General features: G+C 32.5%; 24 protein-coding genes and 1 pseudogene. 4 read left to right on the top strand and 21 right to left on the bottom strand.

The genetic code is table 11. From position 1 onward, the window contains the following. The first annotated feature begins 108 nt into the window (after positions 1 to 108). Positions 109 to 1,245, top strand: coding sequence for an aminotransferase class V-fold PLP-dependent enzyme (locus EJN67_RS00860; protein ID WP_129721399.1), 1,137 nt, complete (start codon positions 109 to 111; stop codon positions 1,243 to 1,245). A 38-nt stretch (positions 1,246 to 1,283) separates the two neighbouring features. On the opposite strand, the gene EJN67_RS00855 is transcribed toward EJN67_RS00860, so the two are convergent. The 3 genes from EJN67_RS00855 to EJN67_RS00845 are packed head-to-tail and all read right to left on the bottom strand — an operon-like array spanning position 1,284 to position 3,848. Then, complete coding sequence (locus tag EJN67_RS00855; protein ID WP_279387706.1) at positions 1,284 to 2,036, bottom strand: S8 family peptidase; 753 nt, start codon at positions 2,034 to 2,036, stop codon at positions 1,284 to 1,286. A 21-nt stretch (positions 2,037 to 2,057) separates the two neighbouring features. Further along, positions 2,058 to 3,653, bottom strand: a complete 1,596-nt coding sequence (locus tag EJN67_RS00850) for a recombinase family protein (RefSeq protein WP_165000665.1) — start codon at positions 3,651 to 3,653, stop codon at positions 2,058 to 2,060. Between the two features lie 12 nt (positions 3,654 to 3,665). Continuing rightward, complete coding sequence (locus EJN67_RS00845; protein WP_129721396.1) at positions 3,666 to 3,848, bottom strand: hypothetical protein; 183 nt, start codon at positions 3,846 to 3,848, stop codon at positions 3,666 to 3,668. A 705-nt stretch (positions 3,849 to 4,553) separates the two neighbouring features. Between EJN67_RS00845 and EJN67_RS00840 the strand changes: the two genes are divergently transcribed. Further along, positions 4,554 to 4,976 (top strand): helix-turn-helix domain-containing protein, encoded by a 423-nt coding sequence (locus EJN67_RS00840; RefSeq protein WP_129721395.1) that lies wholly within the window; start codon positions 4,554 to 4,556, stop codon positions 4,974 to 4,976. A gap of 34 nt (positions 4,977 to 5,010) precedes the next feature. Here EJN67_RS00840 and EJN67_RS13960 read toward each other — a convergent pair whose 3' ends face one another. Then, positions 5,011 to 5,148 (bottom strand): hypothetical protein, encoded by a 138-nt coding sequence (locus EJN67_RS13960; protein WP_165000664.1) that lies wholly within the window; start codon positions 5,146 to 5,148, stop codon positions 5,011 to 5,013. Positions 5,149 to 5,195: 47 nt separating this feature from the next. Then, a complete protein-coding gene (gene cptIN / locus EJN67_RS00835) occupies positions 5,196 to 5,735 on the bottom strand; it encodes a type III toxin-antitoxin system CptIN family toxin (protein WP_129721394.1) in 540 nt (179 codons plus the stop codon). Between the two features lie 664 nt (positions 5,736 to 6,399). Between cptIN and EJN67_RS00830 the strand changes: the two genes are divergently transcribed. Then, positions 6,400 to 6,762, top strand: coding sequence for a helix-turn-helix domain-containing protein (locus EJN67_RS00830; RefSeq protein WP_129721393.1), 363 nt, complete (start codon positions 6,400 to 6,402; stop codon positions 6,760 to 6,762). Positions 6,763 to 6,802: 40 nt separating this feature from the next. Here the strand turns inward: EJN67_RS00830 and EJN67_RS00825 are convergent, their stop codons facing one another. Continuing rightward, the gene (locus tag EJN67_RS00825) at positions 6,803 to 7,522 is read right to left on the bottom strand and encodes a Fic/DOC family protein (RefSeq protein ID WP_129721392.1); all 720 of its coding nucleotides are present in this window, start codon (positions 7,520 to 7,522) and stop codon (positions 6,803 to 6,805) included. 7 nt (positions 7,523 to 7,529) lie between these two features. Next, on the bottom strand, positions 7,530 to 7,697 hold the full coding sequence (locus EJN67_RS13955; protein WP_165000663.1) for a hypothetical protein: 168 nt from the start codon (positions 7,695 to 7,697) through the stop codon (positions 7,530 to 7,532). A 581-nt stretch (positions 7,698 to 8,278) separates the two neighbouring features. On the opposite strand from EJN67_RS13955, the gene EJN67_RS00820 reads away from it, so the two are divergent. After that, complete coding sequence (locus tag EJN67_RS00820; RefSeq protein ID WP_129721391.1) at positions 8,279 to 8,653, top strand: helix-turn-helix domain-containing protein; 375 nt, start codon at positions 8,279 to 8,281, stop codon at positions 8,651 to 8,653. A 193-nt stretch (positions 8,654 to 8,846) separates the two neighbouring features. On the opposite strand, the gene EJN67_RS00815 is transcribed toward EJN67_RS00820, so the two are convergent. The 14 genes and pseudogenes from EJN67_RS00815 to EJN67_RS00750 all read right to left on the bottom strand — a co-directional run bounded on the left by EJN67_RS00815 (position 8,847) and on the right by EJN67_RS00750 (position 22,125). Then, a complete protein-coding gene (locus EJN67_RS00815; RefSeq protein WP_129721390.1) occupies positions 8,847 to 9,554 on the bottom strand; it encodes a hypothetical protein in 708 nt (235 codons plus the stop codon). Positions 9,555 to 9,632: 78 nt separating this feature from the next. After that, positions 9,633 to 9,956 carry a hypothetical protein gene (locus EJN67_RS00810; protein ID WP_243641193.1) on the bottom strand — a complete coding sequence of 108 codons (324 nt, stop codon included), beginning with the start codon at positions 9,954 to 9,956 and terminating at the stop codon, positions 9,633 to 9,635. A gap of 556 nt (positions 9,957 to 10,512) precedes the next feature. After that, the gene (locus EJN67_RS00805; protein ID WP_129721389.1) at positions 10,513 to 11,094 is read right to left on the bottom strand and encodes a hypothetical protein; all 582 of its coding nucleotides are present in this window, start codon (positions 11,092 to 11,094) and stop codon (positions 10,513 to 10,515) included. A 295-nt stretch (positions 11,095 to 11,389) separates the two neighbouring features. Continuing rightward, positions 11,390 to 12,145, bottom strand: coding sequence for a hypothetical protein (locus EJN67_RS00800; protein ID WP_129721388.1), 756 nt, complete (start codon positions 12,143 to 12,145; stop codon positions 11,390 to 11,392). Positions 12,146 to 12,360: 215 nt separating this feature from the next. Next, positions 12,361 to 12,618 (bottom strand): hypothetical protein, encoded by a 258-nt coding sequence (locus tag EJN67_RS00795; RefSeq protein WP_129721387.1) that lies wholly within the window; start codon positions 12,616 to 12,618, stop codon positions 12,361 to 12,363. 51 nt (positions 12,619 to 12,669) lie between these two features. After that, on the bottom strand, positions 12,670 to 12,936 hold the full coding sequence (locus tag EJN67_RS00790; protein WP_129721386.1) for a hypothetical protein: 267 nt from the start codon (positions 12,934 to 12,936) through the stop codon (positions 12,670 to 12,672). Beyond that, positions 12,913 to 13,021 (bottom strand): annotated as a pseudogene (locus EJN67_RS14485) (UPF0236 family transposase-like protein); the annotation flags it as partial. The pseudogene EJN67_RS14485 and the gene EJN67_RS00790, both read right to left, overlap by 24 nt. 124 nt (positions 13,022 to 13,145) lie before the next feature. Beyond that, positions 13,146 to 14,117: a hypothetical protein gene (locus EJN67_RS00780; protein ID WP_129721385.1), complete on the bottom strand. Its 972-nt coding sequence runs from the start codon at positions 14,115 to 14,117 to the stop codon at positions 13,146 to 13,148. Between the two features lie 97 nt (positions 14,118 to 14,214). Further along, a complete protein-coding gene (locus EJN67_RS00775) occupies positions 14,215 to 14,913 on the bottom strand; it encodes a Fic family protein (protein ID WP_129721384.1) in 699 nt (232 codons plus the stop codon). 69 nt (positions 14,914 to 14,982) lie between these two features. Further along, entirely contained in the window at positions 14,983 to 16,002 is a 1,020-nt protein-coding gene (locus tag EJN67_RS00770) for a hypothetical protein (RefSeq protein ID WP_129721383.1), read from the bottom strand. Between the two features lie 4 nt (positions 16,003 to 16,006). Continuing rightward, positions 16,007 to 16,789 carry a C39 family peptidase gene (locus EJN67_RS00765; protein WP_243641192.1) on the bottom strand — a complete coding sequence of 261 codons (783 nt, stop codon included), beginning with the start codon at positions 16,787 to 16,789 and terminating at the stop codon, positions 16,007 to 16,009. 150 nt (positions 16,790 to 16,939) lie between these two features. After that, entirely contained in the window at positions 16,940 to 18,763 is a 1,824-nt protein-coding gene (locus EJN67_RS00760) for a VirB4 family type IV secretion system protein (RefSeq protein ID WP_129721381.1), read from the bottom strand. A 111-nt stretch (positions 18,764 to 18,874) separates the two neighbouring features. After that, complete coding sequence (locus EJN67_RS00755; RefSeq protein WP_129721380.1) at positions 18,875 to 19,564, bottom strand: hypothetical protein; 690 nt, start codon at positions 19,562 to 19,564, stop codon at positions 18,875 to 18,877. Positions 19,565 to 19,671: 107 nt separating this feature from the next. Next, entirely contained in the window at positions 19,672 to 22,125 is a 2,454-nt protein-coding gene (locus EJN67_RS00750) for a carboxypeptidase-like regulatory domain-containing protein (protein ID WP_129721379.1), read from the bottom strand. Between the last annotated feature and the right edge of the window lie 35 nt (positions 22,126 to 22,160).

The raw sequence follows: 22,160 nt of genomic DNA, 5'->3' as shown, positions 1-22,160 counted from the left end.
ATCTTTCCTTTCCCTCCACGCATATAATATACCATAATATAGTTTTAACTAAAAGTAAATAACATAAGGTGTTATAATTAATTTTATCGCATAAGGAGTCAATATATTATGATATATATGGATAACGCTGCTACATCATGGCCAAAACCCCATGGTGTATACAAAGCTGTAGACAAATGTATGAAAAAATATGGAGCCAACCCAGGCAGATCAGGTCATAAAATGGCTATAGAAGCAGGAAATATCGTTCTTTATACTAGGGAAAATCTAGGTAAATTATTCAATGTATCAGACCCTTTTCAAATAATTTTTACCTGTAATGCCACTGATAGCTTAAACCTTGCCATAAAAGGCACACTAAAAGAAGGAGATCATGTTATCACTACATCTATGGAGCATAATTCGGTAGTACGCCCCCTTAAAGAGTTGGAAAAGGCGGGAGTTAAGATTACATTTGTTAAGGCGAATCAAGAAGGTATTATAGACCCTGAAGATATAAAGAAGGCTATAAAGTCAAATACTCGTCTCATAATATCTACCCATGCCTCAAATGTTACCGGAACTATAATGCCAATAGAGCATATAGGCACCATAGCAAAGGAGTACGGTATATCTTTTTTGGTAGATGCTGCCCAAACAGCAGGTTTGCTGCCCATAGATCTAGCAAGACTGCCTATAGATATGCTGGCATTTCCAGGACATAAATCACTTTTAGGCCCCCAAGGGACTGGTGGACTTTATATAAGAGATGGTCTCTCTTTAGATCCCCTTCGTCAAGGAGGTACAGGTAGCCAATCGGAGAGTCTCATTCAACCTATATTCATGCCAGATAGATATGAGTCTGGTACTATAAATACACCAGGCATAGCAGGGTTAGGTGCGGGTATAGATTATATATTAACCAAGGGGCAAAAAGATATTTTAATTCATGAAAGAATGTTTCTTCAAATGTTTTTGGATGGTTTAGCCACCATACAGGGAGTAACTATTTATGGTCCAAAGGATATAAATAGGAGGGCGGGAGTTGTATCCATCAATATAGATGAAAAAGACTCATCAGAAATGGCTAATCTCCTGGATGAACGATATAATATAGCGACTAGAGGAGGGCTTCACTGTGCACCTTTAGCTCACGATACCATTGGTACTTTAAAACAAGGAACTGTACGATTTAGCATTGGCCCATTTACTACTAAAAGTGAAATAAAAAAATGCATAAATGCCATATACCAACTAAGTAGATAAAAATAAAAAGGAGCATGGCACTCCTTTTTATTTTTATATTATATTTTAAATATTGTTCCTATATCCACAATCCCGCTGCCTTCGGCGTATTTGTCATTTGATATGCTGTGGCAATTCTCCATGAACAGCTTCTTAATCTGGTTAGGAGTATAATCTGGATTTTTTTCAAGCATTAATACAGCTAATCCAGATACTATTGGCGTAGATACTGATGTCCCAGATAAAGTTATATATTTCTTCTTCAAAACTGAGGGTATCTGTCCAGATTTATAATTCTTATCGGTATTTAATGATACTACATCCACCCCCGGTGCCACCACATCTGGTTTTACTATACCTCCTAATGCTGGTCCTCTACTTGAAAATTCCGCAATTTCATCATCAGATATATCTGTTGTCCTTTTATCATCTACAGCTCCTACAGTAATAATAGAAGCATTAACGCCTGGTGTAGTGATAGTACCTTGTCTAGGGCCAGAATTACCGGCAGCAGCCACTACCACAATACCCCTTTTCCATACTTCTCCTACCGCCACCGCAAGAGGATCGTTTTTTACAATCGATGATGTCTCAGAACCTAGCGATAAAGACATAACTCTAATATTAAATTCTTTATGATTATCTACTACCCATTGCATTCCTGCCAATATATCGGAGGTATTACCTTGCCCCTTATTATCCATTACCTTTATAGATATTATTTCTGCATCAGGGGCTACACCTGCATATTCTCCCCTTGAACCATATCCATTGCCTGCAGCCACTCCCGCCACAAAGGTACCATGTTCAATAAACCAAAAACTTATTATCCTTTATAGTTTCCAATATACATTAATAATTCTATTTTGTCCATCCTCTTTGGAACCTATTTCAATATAATCTATGGTTTCATTAACTATTTCATGGGTTAACTTGTGATATTTTAAATAAGATTCAATTACTTTTTCTATATTAACCTTTTCGCTTTCTAGCCTTTTCAGCTCATCTAGTTTTTTCTTAATATCTTTTTCCCTTAATTCTAATTGTTCCCTTTCTTCTTGCAACGTAAAAGAGATAGTCCGATAATCTTTCTCCGAAACTATCCCTTTAGCTTTATCTATATATAAATTAGTAAGTATCTTTTCTCTCTCCTTTATATCTCCTTCAATAACCTTCAAAGCACTTACTAATTTTCTTCTTTCTTCAGCATAATCTATTCTCTTTATCTGTCTAGAAGTTGCTTCAGAAGCTTTAGGATTGTTTTTGTATATCCCTATGAGTCTTATAAATTCTGATTCTATATAATTATACAATTCAGTATAGCTAATTCTATTTCTATACTTACAAATCAAATCTCCACCTTTTGCATTGTTCTTACATTTCAAATATACATATGTTAAATCTTCGCTTTTTCTGCTCCTAGTAGTGCTTCTGATCATAGCACCACCACAATGCAAACATCGAACCTTAGTTGCGAATATATGAGCTTTACCTTTCTTTTTCACATTCCTTCTTTTTGAATCAATCAATCTTTGTACTTCATAAAAATCCTTTTCGCTAATTATAGGTTCGTGGGTATTCTCTACCTTTACCCAATCATCTTCATCTAAATATATTCTTTTCTTGTTTTTATACGATATTGTCGTTTCCTTTCCCTGTACAAGAGTCCCTATATATACAGGGTTACGCAAAATCCGCCTTATTGTAGTATGTCCCCATAACCCATATTCACTCATATTAGGTATATTAAAATTTTTTGCATGACTTTGTCGCATGTATATTGCAGGCTTGACTATTCCTTCCTCAGTTAATATTTTTGCTATTTTATGAGTTCCATAGCCTTTTAAATATAAATTATAAATCTTTCTTACTACTTGTGCAGCCTCCTCGTCTATTATTAGTTTATGCTTGTTATTTGGATCCTTCATATATCCATAAGGAGGAAACGCCCCTAAATACTGACCATCTTCCATCTTCGATCTAAATACCGTTCTAATATTTTTAGAAAGATCTTCAAGATACCATTCATCTACCATACCATGAATCTGTCTTGATTTTTTATTACTTTCATCTGCGGTATCTGCACCATCAATTAAAGTTACAAATCTAATTCCCCATTCTAAAAATTTTCCATGTATGATCTTTTCAACTGCTTCAAGATCTCTTGCAAATCTATTTTGAGTTTTACAAAGAACTATCTCAAATTCCCTATTTTCTGCATCTTTGAGCAGTCTGTCAAAGGATGGCCTGTTTCTATCAGCTCCTGAATAATCTTCGTCTACATAAAAATCATATATTTGCCATCCTTTTGAAGCTGCATATTCTGATAACATAAGCTTTTGATTCTTTATGCTTTCACTATCATCTCCTTTAATGATTTTTTTCATATCCTCCTTACTAAGTCTTACATAAATCGCTACCTTATCCATATACATCTTCCTTTAAGATTCTATATAGCCCATAGCCTTTATTTCATCTGTGTTTTCTTTGCTCTCCATGTTTTCTAGATCCCTGTTTATTAAATTAGCTATTATAGTAGACATACTTAGTGCTATCTCTTCTTCGGTTTCTGAATTAAAATGATTATTTATAATTATTTCATTTATTCTTTTTGTCTCTATCATTTTAACCCCCCCTTGATATTAATCCTATATTTAATATATGATTGCAAAAGCTTGTATGATAACAACGATATAGATAATTCCTATCAGCTCTTTTTAATTTTCTATTTATTTCATATAAAAAGATGGCTTATAAAAGCTATCCTTAATAAAGCATTATCTGACTTATGACATTATAAATCCCTCCATGTTATTTTATGTATATAAAAAGGATAGCTCTTAAGCTATCCTTTTTTCGCTATAAGAATAATAGATAAACTAGATACTAGATTAGATCTAATGCATCTATTATCCTTATAACTGTATATAATCAATATAACAGGCTGTCCGTGGTTAGCAGACACATAGCTCCATGCTATTTGCATGTACTCTCCGACATCATCCGAGCCACCCTCCATACGATGAGTTAGGACTAGGTGGAAGTATCATTATCCCCCTTATGGGTCATGGCGATTTAGGTTACCACTCCTAATTTCGGTGTTATATATGGGTTTAACCCGTCCACCAGCTCGCTTCCCGTTTTCAGCCATAAGGGTAATGTACCTGTATATTGGAATATTTATTTTCCAAAGTGCAATACTAGATATACATATAATAACATATGTTTTCCACTATGTCAAACTTGTTGTACTAAAATTTATAATATTTTCCCTACAATATTTAATTTTGTGTCAATTATCGTTTACAATAGTATTAGGAGGTTTTGATATGAATACGTTACAAAAATTATTGAAAAATAAAAGAAAAGAGCTAAAATTAAGCATTAGGAAAGCAGCTGATTTAATCGGTATTAGTCATTCCTATTTGAATATTCTAGAAAAGGGCGTAGATCCTAGAACTAACGCTCCTATTAAACCTACCCCTGAAACGCTGTCTTTAATCAGTGAAGCCTATAAAATAGATTATAATGAGCTAATGATAGCAGCAGGGTATATTGCACCTCAAGAAAATGTAAAAGTTTACAATCCTGAGGAAAGTGAAAAAGCAGTAGATGATATGCTCAACTACTATAGAAGCCTACAACTATCTAATTTAATTCTAAGCCTTTCACCTGAAAATCAAAAAAGGGCAATTGATTATATAAAAATGTTAAAATTCAGTGAGGAGCAAGGCTTAAATTTAGATGAGTAACTGTAATAAAAAAAGACAGCCTGACTGGCTATCCCTATATTTCAATATCCCATTTATCCTGATTATTTATTGAAGATTTTTGAAGAACTTCATTATATGTATTTTTAAAATCAAGCTGATAGGTATCTAGAAAGTTCTCCAATTTGCATATGTTTAAGATTTGATTCTGCAATTTTAGCACCCCCGATTAAGTATGTCCTTCATAACTTAAGGTTCTTTTTATCTTTTTTCAATATCCTTATTATCAGTTGTTGCAGCAACGTAATCTTTCGCAGAAATTGCATCTTCGTATAATTCTAATAGCATCATTTTTTCTATATTTTTAACATCAGGAAAAACAACTTTTTTATTAAGTTTAATAAGGTGTAGCAATTGTTTCATATTTGTATTTATAATTTTTTGAATAGTTGTATGAATCGGGACAGGATTACCTTTCTTCGTATGAATATGATCTAAATATTTTTCTGTTATAGGGAACATATTCTGAAGTAAGAATGCTGCCCTTTTCCCATCATATTTACCTATCACAATAGTTAAACATTTTCCATATCTAGCAACTTGCTTATCATAAATAGCTTGATATTTATCTGCTTTTGAACTCATAGGAATCATCCAAAGTAAACCAGTGTTTTTATCTCTCATACAATAGTATGTTGGCCTATAGTGCCCATTTTCTTTATTATTCATCAAGTAATGATCATTGACATTCTTGAAAAAATCGTCTTTAATATGATAAGCATATCCACTTTCAATCTTCATAAGCTACCCCTTATAATTTTAGCCCCATCTTATAAGGATGGGGCTAAAGATTTTCCTACCAGGCATTTATTAGTCGCAGCTGGTAAGCGACAATATTTATCGAGCCAGACATTTATTAGTCGCAGCTGGTAAGCGACAATATTTACAACTCTTCTAATTATTATATCCTGAAAAAGATGTTTTAGCAATATTATTTCAAAAAATTATTTTTCATCTATATATCTAGCATAACAGGCTGTCCATGGTTAGCAGACACATAGTTCCATGCTATTTACATATACTCTCCGACATCATCCGAACCACCCTCCATACGATGAGTTAGGACTAGTCGGAAGTATCATTATCCCCCTTATGGATCATGGCGATTTAGGTTATCACTCCTAATTTCGGTGTTATACATGGGTTTAACCCGTCCACCAGCTCGCTTCCCGTTTTGCAGCCATAAGGGTAATGTACCTGTATATTGGAATATTCATTTTCCAAAGTGCAAATACTTATATTCCTTTTATATATAATACTTAATCACTTTTCGCAACAAATTTATTACTTGTAGTTATAATTTTATTGTATGTCTATAGGTCATAACTATCAAGTATTATTTTTATTAGTCATATTCGTTTGTGACCTATGGGAATAATACTATAATAAAGATGAGGTGATTTTAATGTTTCCATACCGTTTAAAACAGCTTCGTGAAAATGCTGGTTTAACACAAGATGAACTTGCTAAAAAATTAAATCTAACACAAAGTACCATAGCTTATTATGAAAGTGGAAGAAAAATGCCAACTTTAGAAAATGCAATAATAATAGCAAAATTATTTGATATTAGCTTTGATTATTTGCTTGGTCTATCTAATGATAGAAAAACAATTAAGCAATCAAAAGAAATCACCTCTACTACTGATAAACTCTCTGAAGAAAAACATAATCTATCCCCTGAAAACCAAGAGGAAGTAAAAAAGTACATAGAATTGCTGAAGTTACGGGAAAAAGATAGCTTAAATGATGACAACAAAAAAAGATAGCTACAATAGCTATCCTTCATTTTTATAACATCTATTAACTTTATTTTCCCATTTCCCATTCATTTTCTATCGTTAAATCTTTATTAGAATATCTTTCATAAACTTTTAATATCGGGCTATTTTTTAATGCTACCTTATTAATAAATTCTTCTTGTTCTCTATTATCAATAGGATTTGTTATCTTTGCAAATATTTCAGTCATTTTGCCATAATTACAATTAAAAGAATCTATACAGGCTTTTATCATTTCCATGCTAGATACTTTAGAGAAATCAATGTTATATCCTGCAACTTGTGCTAAATATTCTATTATAACTCTTTGACTTCTTCCATTTCCTTCTCTAAAAGGATGTAAAACATTAATTTCAGATAAATAATATCCAAGTCTTTCATATATTTTATCTTTTGATAATCCTATTAAATAATCTTCTTTTTTTAGTTCATTAAATATAGTTTTAGCACCATCTATTATATACATATGATTATAAAAATGTGTTCCCTTTGAGATATTTACAGTTCTTAGTTCGCCTGCCCAATCATAAATGTCCCTAAAAATATGACTGTGTATATCTTGTAAATGTTTTAAATCAAAATTTCCTCTAATAGGATTTACTTTTATCTCTGCTATTGCTAGTGATGTATATTCTCTTTCAGCTAACTCAAGTTTTTTACTATCCTTAATATTAAATTTATTTTTTAATACTTCAGAACTTGAATAGCAATATTTACTATCCCACTCATAGCTATAATTATTATCCATAAAGCACCTACACTATTATAGTATGTTTTTTAATGATTTTTCTTTTCATATCTTCAAAAGTTATCTTTTCAATTAAGCACTCTCTAATCCTATCTTTATCTTCTTGATTTAAACTCATTCCCTCAATAGACATAGAACCGTCTACTTCTTTAATTATTTTATCTATATCCCTCAAAGTTATCACACTCCCTATTAATCCTTTAACAATATTATACCACAAAATAAATCTTTATATAAAAAAGATAGCTCTTAAGCTATCCTTTTTTCGTTATAAGAATAATAGATAAACTAGATACTACTGATTAGATCTAATGCATCTATTATCCTTATAACTGTATATAATCAATATAACAGGCTGTCCATGGTTAGCAGACACATAGTTCCATGCTATTTGCATGTACTCTCCGACATCATCCGAGCCACCCTCCATACGATGAGTTAGGACTAGGTGGAAGTATCATTATCCTCCTTATGGGTCATGGCGATTTAGGTTACCACTCCTAATTTCGGTGTTATATATGGGTTTAACCCGTCCACCAGCTCGCTTCCCGTTTTCAGCCATAAGGGTAATGTACCTGTATATTGGAATATTTATTTTCCAAAGTGCAATGTATAAATTGAAAATAAATGCCTATAATTATATTATAGTGTATTTATTGAACATTGTCAACGAATTATCGATTGAATAGTTCTTGTTTGACACTATTCTTTATAATAATTACTTTTAAATATATAATTAAAATAGGAGGGATATCTATGGAGTTTGGACAAAGATTAAAGCTATTAAGAAATATAAAAAAAACGACACAAGAAGAATTAGCTAATTTTCTAGGGGTAGGTAGACCAACCATCGCTGGATATGAAACAAAAGGCACACAGCCTAGTTTTGAGATTCTAGAAAAAATAGCTGATTTCTTTGACGTTTCTATAGATTATCTCCTAGGGCGCAGTGATATTCCTAAGCCATATATACTAGACAATGATGCAGCTTCTTATAAAATTTTTGTGGAAATAAATAACCTATCCCCTGAAAGTCAAAAAGAGCTAGAAAAGTTAATTGAGTTATATAAACTTAGGGATATTCAAAAACGCAACTCAGAAACCTCTGATGAATTAACTGGTTTAGACTAAGAAGGTGTATTAATGACGTAAAGAAATCTTTAATTAAAGAGCTCAAACAAGGATTGTAAAATATCTATTATAGAATATCCCAGAAAGGTGAATGAGGGAGACAAGTTATAAAAAAAACCTATACAATTCATAATATCATTACAATAAAAGGCCCGCTTTATTAGCGAACCCTTTAATCAATAACTGTTTTTTGTTAATTGTTAGTATTTACCGAATAGTCATACCCTCTGACAACTTCATTGAAACTTCCTCTAACAGGTCGCCACGAATTAGGGTACCTTACATCAAATACTTCTGCGGTATAAGTCCCTTTATTTCCTCTCCATCGTATATAGTAATTCGTGGCATTATATTTAGAATCGTGTGGAGGACCAGTAAAGATATATGTAGCTTTATAAGATCTTACACCTTCTGCTGTTAAAGATAAGTCTAATGGCGATAATTCACCCGAAGCGCTTGATTTGAACTTAAATGTCTTACCAAATGTAAACTTTTTCGTAGCACCCCTTGCAACCGAAGTTACAAAAGTAGAGCCTATAATTGCGTTTGTTTGGGTAATTTTCTTTCTTATATTTCTTGGGCCAGGTATAATAACTATCATATCGGGTTGATTATCGGGTTGGCTGTTTAAGGCTGCAGCATCAACTTCAAATACATTATGAATCGTGATACGCTCTGCTTCTGGATGATCATTAACAAGCTCTTCTAGTTCGTCAAGCTCAAATAAAGAACTCAAATTATCTTCAATAACAAATTCGACATCTTTGCCAGCCTCATTTGTGATATAAATATGGTCCGTATTCTCCTGTACACTACTTGCCTGTACAAAGACTGGTTGAACTAGTAGTGAGAGTATACCCATGAAAAGAAACACTTTAAACATACTTGTCCTTTTTTTCATTATCACCATCCCCTTTACTTGTATTATAAGTATATTGTACCACAATTTAACACAAAAGTGAATCAAATTCAGTAATAATTACCTTTTATCAATGTTATTTATATAATGTATAAACAATATGGATGAAAATATTATCGTTAATATGATTAACGATAAACCAATTATGATTGGAATAAGTGTACAACCCAGAATCATGCCTTCTGATACTACCCAAGCATCCAATTGGCGTGCCCTTGATAGGCTTGAAGCAATAGCCTCCCCTTTAACAAATCCGATAGAAAGGAATATTATCCCGCTTAAAAAGAGTAGAAATATTAAACTAATTGTTTTTTTAAATTTAAACAAATACCCATCTTTCTGAATTGTAAATGTTTTAAGTTTATTAGGGATTTTAAAAGACATTGCAAAAGCCTCCATCTTTAATAATAAAATTGGTAATGAGTGTTACCCCGGTAATGGTATAATTACCATGTACATGATAATTATACCATTACCGGGGACACTTATCAATGATTTCAGAGATGTTAACACAATAATCTAAATTGCAATATTAAATGCAACACTGGTTATATATGCAAATCCTATGACTCTAAGTTGCTCTATATCGTAAAGATCTATTACCGTACCTAATCACCAATATACCCAGGCAAACCTAGCACCTTTATCGTTTAAATTGAGCAATCTCGCCGAAACAATCATCATTATTAATGGTATAGATTCTATGTGCAAATACGCAAATAAAAAAAGAATGATGCTTTTGCAGTATCACTCTCAAGCTAAACATTGGTTGATGCCCATACCGCTACCAGCGTTACATTATCTTCCTAACCAAATAAAAACATCTCTAGGATACTGTACGGTATTCAACTGTTAATGTTTAACGAACACGGAATTACTACTCAATTACAACCTGAATTCCATTGCAATTTAACGCTGCTCTTTATGGCACAACTCCATATTACCAACCAGAAAAGCCGATAAAGTAATTCCCTTTAATATCACTATTAAGATTATCATATACTTCTTTATAAAAATCATCATCGTTATAAACCTGGAAATTCTTATTTTTAGATCTTTCGCTCAACCAGTTAGCAATTGTTTTTAGATCAGCTATAACCATCGCAATCTGGTCGGTATGCACATAAGATCCATTTTTGTTACTTATTAGATATTTTCGATACGATCGGAGTTCTTGCAGGTAACCGTTTATTAAATCCCGCGACTGTATGTAACTAAAAGATTGACCTTTATTAAGTTGATGTTCAGTAACACATTTTGATGCTGCAAGATAATATAAGTCTGCTGCTTGAATGCTTTCGATAAAATTACTTAAATTTGCCGGATCTGCAATATACTCCATTATGTCTTGATCAGTTACTGCAAATGCATTCATGAATGTTACCTCTGATGTACTCATATAGTATTTCGCCATATTCATGTTAATTTCTTTTTCATCAATAATTTTTCTATATTGATATATATTCAATCCAATTGAAGCTATAAAAAGTAAACATACTGTAATTACCAATACTTTCTTCATTCCAAAATACACTCCTATTATAAAAGTAAGTATTTTTTTACTCTCAGTTAATTATTAATTATTAAATTATGTAGCTTATAATGCGCCTTATCTACTGTTTGAGATTTGGACAGCATTGGACTTTATTTTGTATCGCAAACTCATCCGTCCATACCCGGCTTTATATGAGACTTCTGTTCGTAGGCTCGGAACCTTGCCCACCGGAGCTCTTCACTGCCAAGTTATCGAGCGTGCTACTAAAAATGGTAATTATGATGCATATATATTATAATTACTATTTTTAGTTATATAGCTATCAACGATAATGGCATGCTGCTGTTAGTTGTCCGCTGCCTAGCTTACTTGTGTTGTTAACATTAAACCCCATATCGTAAGCGAAAACTGCTCTGCTTAATTTATCTTGAGTAGATAGTGATACTAAATCCTTTGTCATAATAAGAGAACATTGATCATCAGCTGCATTTAAAGCATAGACGAATGGTACTTTTATGCCACATATCTTATTACTATAGGAAAATGTTTTTGGGCCAGAATCGGTTACAACAGTTGTAGTTGGACTCCACGATACACTTAGATTAACTAACTTACCAATAGTTAACGTAGGATTAGAAATTGTTAACCCGCCTACCTTTTTAGTATAACGAATTCCCCAATCTGCTATCGTAATTACATCTTTATTTGTGGTACTGGAAGGAGAAGTGAGAACTTCAGTTCCTATAGTATTAAAAACATACAAAAAATTATAATTTGGTTGCTGTGTACCATTATAGAAATATTTTTGATTTACTACACACATACCAAATCCATCTGTTCGAGGGCTATTGCCATTATAATTATATACGTTAGCAAATGCCTTTAATGTTATTTGATACTCATAACAATTTCCAGGACCGTTATAATATGTATAAGTCATAGTATCTGTATCTTCTGTAGGTGGGTTAGTTGCAGTTATCGATATTAGGCCATTATTTTTTACATTATTGTTAGCCGCCGAACTATGTGTAATTGAAGGTTTAAAAAGGGTTACCACCATTGAATAGGATTGCGTCAATTTACTGTAGGGAAAAGAAAAATACAGCCATCCTGATAAATAAATTAGCATTGTATCCGGTCACACCCTTGACAACAAGCATCGCCCATATGATTTGTCAGCCAGGGCGGCCTCCCTTATTGTGGGCATGTCTATCCGATTTTATGGCTACCATTTCATCCATTATACCATATTGTCCCTATTGTTGTAAAGGGGTCGCTTTTGCTGCTTTCTACCTACAGACCACGTATGCTACTAAGGCCTCTTAATTCATTATATAAACCAGTCTTTTTGCCTTTAGTTGTAACAACTAAATCACTATTCCACGCATTTGCATATTTACTAGATGCTTTTCTCCTCAAGTCTTTTACCATTCTATCCTGTATCTTATGCTTTTTCTCTTTCGCCTCATTATGTTTTTGATCCATTACCAAATCATAGACCTTGCCACCATTCTTTATATATCCTAAGCTCAGCCATCTTTTTAACACCAATCTCTGACCAGTTTCTAGGTCTGCTGCTTAGCCTATCTGATAGAATATGGCTTACATGACCTTTGCACTACAGCCTATTATTTCAAAGCCCTTATCTGCCTTTATCTCTATCCCATCCCACTGATTCAATATATATCGCCCTGATTCTTTAATCGACTTCTTTTTACTCTCAGAATCAGTCAGTTTAAGTATTTTTTTAAATACTTTCCTTGTCTTTTCTTTACTGGGCCAATCCAATGTATCTTGCATCTCCTGATGGATTGTATTATCGTCTAAATGGGGTAGATGTTCTGACATATTTCTGTAGATAGTATTCATCTAGGACAAACCTGCTTTTTGGAATCCAATGAAGACCCTGCTTAATCCATGAAGCACCATCGTCTGAAATATATATGGTTTCTACGGGTTAATTTATCAGAATTTTAAGGCAGAAACTATTAACAAAAAGTGGTATGCTGATACAACCTACATTCATGTCCTAAAAGAGGAATGGACGTATCTGGAATCTGTTTTTTAGCTATAATCTTTTATATATTTTCTAAATCTTCAAATAGAAAATCAAGCTCCCCATCTTCATAATGATGCTGCTCAAATGAACCAAAATTATCTCGTTTGAAAATCCCAATGGCTTTTTGATAATTTGGAGGTTTTACATTGTTTTTAGCAATATAAAATAATAATCCTACTGGATTCGGAACATCTTTTGTTTTCAATATACTTTTAGCAATTGCAGGGTAATTTTCAATAGCTGTTTCTATCTCGTATTGCCCATTAGGCCTTTTTAGGTAGTTTTTAAGGTTTTCTTCAATAACTGAACTTTGAGTCACCTCTTCAATTTTTTCTTTTAGATTCTTTAATTCTCTATCATTTACAACAACATTGTTTTGTACTCGAGTAATGTTGTTGTTATTCTCTGTAGTAATCTCTGTGTTAATCTCTGGTAATGGTTGGGTCATTTTGACCTGATCCATTGGGTCATTTTGACCTTTTGCATTAGACCATTTTGACCTTTTACATTGGGTCATTTTGACCTTTTGTATTCCCTTCATCTTCTTTCTCTTCTTAGGAGCTTTGTTAATTTCAGATTTAGCCTCTATTTCAGAGCCATCTTTTTCCTCTGTATCTGCTTCTACCTTTTCTTCTTTTCCTCCCTCTGCTTCTTCTGCTATCTTTTCCAGTATCTCATAATTAATTGTATACCATAGAGTTCTATCACGTCTTTGCTTGTTAAAATTTCCAGTTATCAGAAGGTTTGACTTCCTTAGCTTAGCCAATATCCTCTTAACAGTAGACTCGCTCCAAAAAGGAAACTCCTTATGCCAATCTTCGATAGAATTATATGTCCAGTATTTTCCCTCATGAAAATTCTTATCAGCTTTTTTATTAATTTCTACCCAATAATGTATTTGTTGAAGCACCATAGCTTCATTAAGGCCGATTAATGTTGCCAATTGCTTATCTATCACTAAAGGTTGCTCATTGAATAATAATTTGCTCATGATGTTACCCCCATTTTTTAAAATCATATGTAAGTTTTAAACACAAAAAAGACACCCTTTCGAGTGTCTCTCATTGTATTAGACCAAAAATCGCTATTCAGATTTCTAACTCTTCTTCGCCTTCTCTAGCCTGTTCTTGTTTCAGCACAAGACCATGAATACAGTTATCATATATAAAGCTATCAATTTTGCTATACTCATTAGTATTGTAAAACTCAGTAAGCCTTATATTAAATTCCCGTATATGTTTTTCTGGAATACTTAAAATTCCTTTCCCCTCACTAATTAAAATCTTGTTAGCACATAATATGCTAGTTCTTTTATTTCCATCCCAAAACAATTGATTTCTCATTCCCCATAAGAAATATCTTATAGCTCTTTCTGTAACATTTTCTATGCTCAGAATCTCGTTTATATCATCTATAACATCTTGTTTATTAGGTATAGAGGGAACATAATCCACCCCTGATATAGACACATTTCCATTCCTCAATACCCCCCATTCAAGGCTCTCATTTCTCGCTACAAAATAGTTAATTTTACATGCGAAATCAAGATCGAAGGTTTTTTCTATGTTATCAATTAAGTATTTCCAAGCATCCCTTAAATTTAATATTACTTCAACATCGCTCATCTTCAAGTTTGCTACACTTACACCGTCAAGAATTGTTTTAGTATCAGGAAAAGTTACATTACAACCTTCTAATCTAGCACTATAATATATGTTTTCAACAATTAACTTCTTAGCTAAAAATATGTTTTGCTCTAAAGTTAGATTATATTTGTCCTCAAACATCTTATCTACACCTTCTTCTTGTTAATCTGTACCCTCATTTTAGCATTACGAAGACACTTATACAAGAACCTATAAGGTCTTAGGTACAATATACTCACTTAAAATGGTCCTCCATATTTTTGAATTAATATCGCTATTAAATAAATCTGCCGAAATCTTACTAGAATATACTCTTTCTTTAATCGGTATACCTTTTTTTATATCTGTTAAGGCCTCTGGTAAGATAATATTGAAATTTTTATCATAATCAATAAGTTGTAGAGTTGCTTTTAATTCATTAATCTCATAAGGTTTAGTACCTCCACACAACAATTTTAGATCTCCAATACCAAAAAGCTTCACATTTTTTTCTTTCAATATTCCAATGTCTATAATATTGAAGTTATATTCCATACCTACGGGAATGCTACTGTTAAAGAAGTAATCTACATTACTGTAAGTAAAATAATTATCATTTATAGGGATATTGGAAAAAAAGCAAGAATGTATTTGTGAAAGATGGCCACTATCATTAGCTTCTGTATAGGATACTTTCGCCCCTATACTAGATAGATAACAAGCCATGTTTATTGCTGTAGTCGTTGTTCCTACTCTTGGCATACTTCCTGCTACCATAATCTTTATACTATCCCCCATAAAAGAATATTTAAGATAATCTTCAATTACTATGTCTAAATCAAGATTCATAGATTTAATTAAATAATCTTTAGTCATTCCCAAAGGGCTTACACATACCAATATTTCTTTTTTAATTTTTTCAACTGTCTGGGCTGTCACTATATTATAAGTTTCAGTTTCATCTATAATCCTGTCTAATAGTGCCCTATCAGTTTTTTCTGCAAATATTATTATTCTAGAATCATACATAGTTTTAAAAGCTTTTATAGCTTCTATTATATCATCTTCACTATCTTTTATAGCCTCTAAGTCTATTGCTATGTATGAAAAATGACTTAGATTTCTCATATCGTGCACTACAAATTTTTTGAGCAAAAATTCTCCTGATAATTTTTTTACTAACATACCATTTTCGTCTGTAAGAAAATCAAATAGCCCTAGATTTTCATTACTAGTTAAATATAAAAGCATATTTTCACCTCCAAACAACCCAAAATGGTCCCCGAGCATCTGCTCCTTTTTTTGCTTCTCTTAATATCAATTCTAAATCCCATTCTTGCTCGCTTCTTTTGATACTTATAGGATCTGCTACTAATATCTTTCCTTCTTCCGTTATGCCTCTAAGAACTATAAAATGTCCCGCTTTAGTAAAGTGTCCTTTACCCATTATAGCAATTACTAATTTTTTATTTGAAAGTGCATGGATTATCTTCTCTGCATTAGTTCCTACACCTTCCACATTTAAGCCATAACTTATAGCTCCAGCAGGGATAAGTTTGTGCATTGAACCCGCTCCTTCAGCATAATATCCATTTTTATATGACCATCTTGCCATTTCTACAGGGTTGACAATCTTATTGCCTAAAGTAGAAATAACCATGGCCAATGAAGTCGGGCCACAACCAGATCTTCCTATAGTACCAGTTTTTCCATAAGGTTTATCCTTCCATCTACTATCAGCTTGATTATAATAAACTACATCTATAGAGCTATCCTCAAAATCATATGAACTGAAATCAAGCTCTGAACTATATATATAATCCTCACTCTCTTCTTCTATGCACTGATCTAGGCTGTATTGATTATAAAAATCTTCGGCATAGGCTATCTCATCATCTGAAAAGAAATCCGCTATAAGCTTAAAAGGACTAGTTAATATATAAACAATAGCTGTAAATATTAAAAATTTAACGACAAACGTTGATGATAGAATAATAAGCATGGTTTTTCTTTCCTCTTTATCTTTTGATGAAAACATTACTGATACCCCCATAATAGCTTTTTAAAACCCTTTATATTAGCACATGGAGTATACTGACATGTTTTTTACTTTAAATCATCATAAATAGAGGGATATTTTTAAAGTTTCAAACATATACCCCTCTATTTCTCTCCACGTACTCCTTTTTTAACGTCCTCCAGAGTTACCCATGTATTTAAACTTAAATTCAGGAATCTCAAATTGTATTTGAAGTCTTTTGGAGCCAACAATCATTAAAGCGGAACCTCTTTTCTTAGCCATAATCAAATCTTCTTCCGCATCAGTTAAATTGTATAGATTTTTAGTTTCCTCTAAGTTTTGTCCATCCGTCCCCATGATAATCTTAAAAGTAGCAAGATCTAAAAGTGGTTGCCCATACATTTTTATTTTGGGATCTAGAAAATCTACCACTGAGTGGGAAATAACTGCAATTCCACCTTCATATTTTCTAACTCCTTTAGCTGCATTTCTTAAGAATACTAAAGATTGAGGTACATCTGGATCTATCATAAGATAAGCTTCATCACATATTAAAAGAACTCTTTCATCAGGATTTTTTACAATCTCCTCCCATGCCCATTGAAGAATATTAAAGTATTGGGCACTTATTATATTATCGGGAGAATTTTGCAGATCCTTTGTATCAAGACAAACACACTTAGAATTGACTTCTATCGTTGTATGCCCATTCCATAAAAATGAATCTGAGCCAATTGCCAAGTCCTTTAAATATAATGATAAATCGTCATAATCTTTAATATATGGATTGTTTTTATCTTTAGCTTTTTTAGCTATTTGCTTATAAAGATCTTCTATTATCGGGAAATTTGCATTAGGCAACTTTGATATATCTGTATCCCAAAATATATTAAAATCATTATATAATTCTATTATTTCAGACTTTAAAATAGCCATATGCCTATCAGTTAAAGAAGGGATATAGAGCCTAAAGAATATTTCAAGATTTTTTATATAAAGAGCCATATCTCCCATGCCATAACCTTCATCTTCATATAACTTATCTATTTCACCTTCCTCATCTCTAGGAGAAGTTCTAATTTGCAATGGATTAATCTTACCTTTACTTCCACCACCAGCATTAATCCAATCCCCATCTAGATTTTTACATAATTCCCAATATTCCCGATGTGGGTCAATAAAAATAAGTTTTGTCCCCATCATATATTCAGAAAGAACTATATGTTTAATTGCAGTAGATTTACCAACCCCAGGTACCCCCATAATAACAAAATTTGTATTAGTCCTATCTCCTTCCCTTTTCCATGGGTCAATTACTACTAATCCACCCGAACTATCCCTTGCAAAATAATATCCAGTGCCATCATTATATCCACTAGATGCAAAAGGAAATCCCCCAATAAATGTAGACAGCGGTACAACTCTATTTATTATGTTTTCTACTTCTTTTTCAGAGCTATAAAAAGGTGATAATTGCTTAAATCCTTCTTTTTGCAGAAATGATAATCCCCTTAGCCTACAGTTTATAGCTGTTACCCGGCTTTCCACTTTCCTGCAAACCTTTTCAAAAGTTCCCTCATCCTTTGAAACAGGCATTATTGTAATACCCATTAATCCAATAGCTTCTCCCTGCTGGTCAATACTTCTCATAATCTTTTCTCCATCCTCAGCAGCCTTTTCGGCTCTAGAACGTGTTAGAGGGTCGTTGGTGGAATTTGCCAAACCTTTATTTCTATTGATAGAACGAGCAACATTCTCAACAAAAATGCCACTATCCATTGGTGTAAAATTTATGGAGCATATAGTCCCTGGTATATTTGTTATCCTAGATAACCAACCATAGTTTAAGTCTTGAGGATATTTTATAACTCCATAAACTTTCCCCATGTTTTCACCAATAATCAGATTATTCCTTTTTATTTCAAGCCCCATAGGAGATAGAATATTTAAAAGTGTATTATTAATCCTTATTTCTTCTTTTTTCTTCATCATATTTATAGTAAATCCTCCCCTACATATATAAGCAGGGGAGGATTTACTACTCTACGCCTCCTTTAAGATTTTTATATTTTCAACTTTTCTAGCTCTTTCTAACTAGAAGTTCTAAAGATATTGAAGAAGAAAAGGCATTGCTGTTTCAAAGGTTGTATCTTCTATATTTGTATATGCTGGATTATTTATCAAATTGCACATTCGCACAATTTTACTCTCATTTAAAATATTGGCCTTTATTCCGCCACTTTCAAATTTAGATATGAATTCTATAGTTCGCTTTAAAAGCTCTCTTTCTATGCCCTCTTCATATTCTTCCCATAGCATTATATAAAATTGTCTTTCCACGACTTCGCCTGATAAGGCAAAATTACTAATGGAAAGCATTTCTTGCCTTAAAAGTTCTTTCTGAACTGGGTTGGAAGTATCAGATACTATGCTTTGGTACTCAGTGAGTAATGGGGAAATATCAACAGGACGTGAAACTGCTAAAAACTTAAAAGCATCTCGTTCTGACATTAGTTCTGCTGTTAAAATCCTAGCAAGAGTTATCTTTTCTCTGTCACTTAAGAGATTGGTGTCAATTGGAGTTATCTGTATATAAGTTATTACTTTTCCATCTCTTGTATATAAGAATTGATCCCTTATATCCACCACATTTACGAATTCTTGTGCTGTTTCGATTTTTTTGTTTTCAATATCCCTTTTCTCCTTTGTATCTCTCTTGAGGAAGAATAAGGCGGCACCACCAGCTATTAGAGTTGCTAACAATATGATTATCGGTGTAAAAATATTTTCCATTTCCTTCTCTCCTTATGCTTCTGGCTCTATTTTTTTTCATATTTTTATTAGTTATCTTTAAAAAAGTAAGAGAGCGGCAATTCAAAACTCGCCGCTCCCTTACTTTTTTATTTTAATTTTGACTTAATAACTATATCAAATGTTTCGTCTTTGGGTGCTTTAAACCTTAAAATGATCTGATCTTCATCTAACAATATTATGGTTTTACCTGCTATTTTCTTGGAAACATTCTTTAGGAAGACTACTTTTATATTATGTCCACCAAGCTTGTTAATGTTTAGTAAGTCTTGATGTAGATTTATTTTTATCTCCTTTTTCGCCCATTCTATACGTTTTTTATGAATTAAAACCTCCGTCTCTTTGCCATTTTCATATTTTATAGCATATACTTCAATCTGTTTTCTTAGCCAAAAAACTAGAAAAAGCATTAAAATAGCTAGAAATAGTATACTTACTATACAAACATTAAAGTTACCTAATTTTAAAAAACTGAAAAAGCTGGTATCTGCGCTATTTTTAGAATCATCTACCATAATAATAAGTTCTAAATCCTTTACTAACTCAGAATTTGTAAGCTCAATTTGTGTAGTTTCTACTGCCTCATCTTTTTTAAATTTGTCGTTAATCACGTCTCCAGATAATTCTGATTTAACATTATCATTCTCTCTAACAACTAATGATTTTACTAATATTTTTTCTTTAGAAATAGTATCATCAGCCAAAAAAAGCTTATGATGACCTATTTCTACATCCCTAAATTCAAAAAATCCATTCTCATCTGTGTATGTTATTTTCGGAGCACTATGCAATTCTACCCGTACGTTTGCTATTGGATTTCCATTTTGCGTTTTTAAGTATCCCCTAATAATACCTTTGAGAATAACATTAGCTCTTTTTGAGTGTTCTATAGATATCAATTTTTCTTTTAAGCTTTCTTTAGGCTTTTCAGTATTAAATTGCTTAACTTCTTTGGTTTTTATTTTTTCTGAAACTGACTTAGAATCTTTACTTGTGTTTTTTATCTTATTATCCATTTTAGACGTAGATTTAAGTATGGGCTCAGTCGTAGGTTTAGATACAGAATTTGGTTCAGGATTCACAGGCTTAGGTGCCGACTTTTTATCAGTATGCATATCTTTATATATTTCTATCGATACAATATCCTGCATTTTCTCATATTCTGCCTTAATGCTTGTCACACCTTCACAAATACCCTTTACCTCATCATTCTCTATTAGTGCAATACTACTATCTACACTAGACCATGTTGTTAAGCTTGTTATGTCCCTACTGTTTCCATCAGAATAATATGCCTTTGCTCCAAGCTTAACCTTTTCCCCTACCTTAATTCTCTTTGGGGGCAAATCAACTATAATCTTTTCTAAAATAATAGAAGTAGGCTTAATTTCTATAACATTTATCGTTGCAATATCTTCCATACCTTCGTATTTAACATATATTGTAGCAATACCCCTTGATATACCTTTTGCTATTCCGTTCTCTATTCTTACTATATCTTCATTATCGCTTTTCCATTCTGCCAAATCTGTTATATCTCTACTGCTTCCATCTGAATAATATGCCTTTGCGATGAGCTTTACAGTGTCTTCTGTTTCTATTTGTTGTTGTTTAGGTGCTATAGCTATATTTTTAAGTATTATTGGTTTGGGAATAATATCTGGAATAGATGGAATAGATGGAATAGGAGCTTGTATATCTTTGCTTTTTACTATGACAGTGGCTATATCACTCTTATTTTCATATTCTGCCCTAATAACACTTGTACCATCATTTATCCCTGTTGCTATACCTTCATCTATCTTTACTATATTTTTATCAGTTGACCATGCCGCTAAATTTGTTATATTTTTACTACTTCCGTCTGAGTAATATGCTGTTGCTATAAACTCAATAGTATCCCCTATTTCTATCTCTCTTTGGTTAGGACTTATTTCTATACGTTCAACTACAATCGACTTTGCGCTTTCTATATTTGTTATCTCTATTGTTTCTTCTACTTCATTACCCGCAATATCAATTGCTTTAAAAATATAACTTCCATTCTCAGTTACTTTGAATTGTGCTTCATCCCCTTCAATTTTAGTTTCGTCTGGTAAAACTATTTCCTTGATTTCAATACCCCTGCCAGTAGCCTTGACGTCTACTACTATATCTTGATTAGTTGGTTCAGTTGTACTTGGAGTTAATACCAGTTCAGGCTTTTCTTTAAATATATTAGTGATTTCTACTGTACCCACGGTTTCATTACCAGCATTATCTATAGCCTTAAATGTATAACTACCATTTTCAGTTACTGTAAATCGAGCAATATCACTTTTAGCTTTAAGTCCGTCTGGCAGGACTATTTCTTTAATTCCACTTAGATCATCACTTGCTTCTACTGTTATTTCTATATCTTTATTTGTAGGTAAATCAGTGGATTTAACAATAGTTACATCTATAACATCATTTGCTATTACATTATGACTAACAAATGGCATAAACAAGGTACTAAGTATCATTGTTAATATTAATATTCCACTTATTTTGCCTTTCTTCATATTTTTTCTCCTTTTTAAATGCATAATATTAATTT

This window comes from Xylanivirga thermophila (assembly GCF_004138105.1).
Lineage (GTDB): Bacteria > Bacillota > Clostridia > Caldicoprobacterales > Xylanivirgaceae > Xylanivirga > Xylanivirga thermophila.
Note: the sequence above shows the minus strand (reverse complement) of the source record. Positions and strands in the feature narration are given on the sequence as shown.

Excerpts from the sequence above, each read along its gene's own strand:
- EJN67_RS00860 (WP_129721399.1), top strand. The coding sequence starts at position 109 with ATGATATATATGGATAACGCTGCTACATCATGGCCAAAACCCCATGGT.
- EJN67_RS00850 (WP_165000665.1), bottom strand. The coding sequence starts at position 3,653 with ATGGATAAGGTAGCGATTTATGTAAGACTTAGTAAGGAGGATATGAAA.
- EJN67_RS00845 (WP_129721396.1), bottom strand. The coding sequence starts at position 3,848 with ATGATAGAGACAAAAAGAATAAATGAAATAATTATAAATAATCATTTT.
- EJN67_RS00840 (WP_129721395.1), top strand. The coding sequence starts at position 4,554 with ATGAATACGTTACAAAAATTATTGAAAAATAAAAGAAAAGAGCTAAAA.
- cptIN (WP_129721394.1), bottom strand. The coding sequence starts at position 5,735 with ATGAAGATTGAAAGTGGATATGCTTATCATATTAAAGACGATTTTTTC.
- EJN67_RS00830 (WP_129721393.1), top strand. The coding sequence starts at position 6,400 with ATGTTTCCATACCGTTTAAAACAGCTTCGTGAAAATGCTGGTTTAACA.
- EJN67_RS00825 (WP_129721392.1), bottom strand. The coding sequence starts at position 7,522 with ATGGATAATAATTATAGCTATGAGTGGGATAGTAAATATTGCTATTCA.
- EJN67_RS00820 (WP_129721391.1), top strand. The coding sequence starts at position 8,279 with ATGGAGTTTGGACAAAGATTAAAGCTATTAAGAAATATAAAAAAAACG.
- EJN67_RS00815 (WP_129721390.1), bottom strand. The coding sequence starts at position 9,554 with ATGAAAAAAAGGACAAGTATGTTTAAAGTGTTTCTTTTCATGGGTATA.
- EJN67_RS00810 (WP_243641193.1), bottom strand. The coding sequence starts at position 9,956 with ATGTCTTTTAAAATCCCTAATAAACTTAAAACATTTACAATTCAGAAA.
- EJN67_RS00805 (WP_129721389.1), bottom strand. The coding sequence starts at position 11,094 with ATGAAGAAAGTATTGGTAATTACAGTATGTTTACTTTTTATAGCTTCA.
- EJN67_RS00790 (WP_129721386.1), bottom strand. The coding sequence starts at position 12,936 with ATGAATACTATCTACAGAAATATGTCAGAACATCTACCCCATTTAGAC.
- EJN67_RS00780 (WP_129721385.1), bottom strand. The coding sequence starts at position 14,117 with ATGAGCAAATTATTATTCAATGAGCAACCTTTAGTGATAGATAAGCAA.
- EJN67_RS00775 (WP_129721384.1), bottom strand. The coding sequence starts at position 14,913 with ATGTTTGAGGACAAATATAATCTAACTTTAGAGCAAAACATATTTTTA.
- EJN67_RS00770 (WP_129721383.1), bottom strand. The coding sequence starts at position 16,002 with ATGCTTTTATATTTAACTAGTAATGAAAATCTAGGGCTATTTGATTTT.
- EJN67_RS00765 (WP_243641192.1), bottom strand. The coding sequence starts at position 16,789 with ATGTTTTCATCAAAAGATAAAGAGGAAAGAAAAACCATGCTTATTATT.
- EJN67_RS00760 (WP_129721381.1), bottom strand. The coding sequence starts at position 18,763 with ATGATGAAGAAAAAAGAAGAAATAAGGATTAATAATACACTTTTAAAT.
- EJN67_RS00755 (WP_129721380.1), bottom strand. The coding sequence starts at position 19,564 with ATGGAAAATATTTTTACACCGATAATCATATTGTTAGCAACTCTAATA.
- EJN67_RS00750 (WP_129721379.1), bottom strand. The coding sequence starts at position 22,125 with ATGAAGAAAGGCAAAATAAGTGGAATATTAATATTAACAATGATACTT.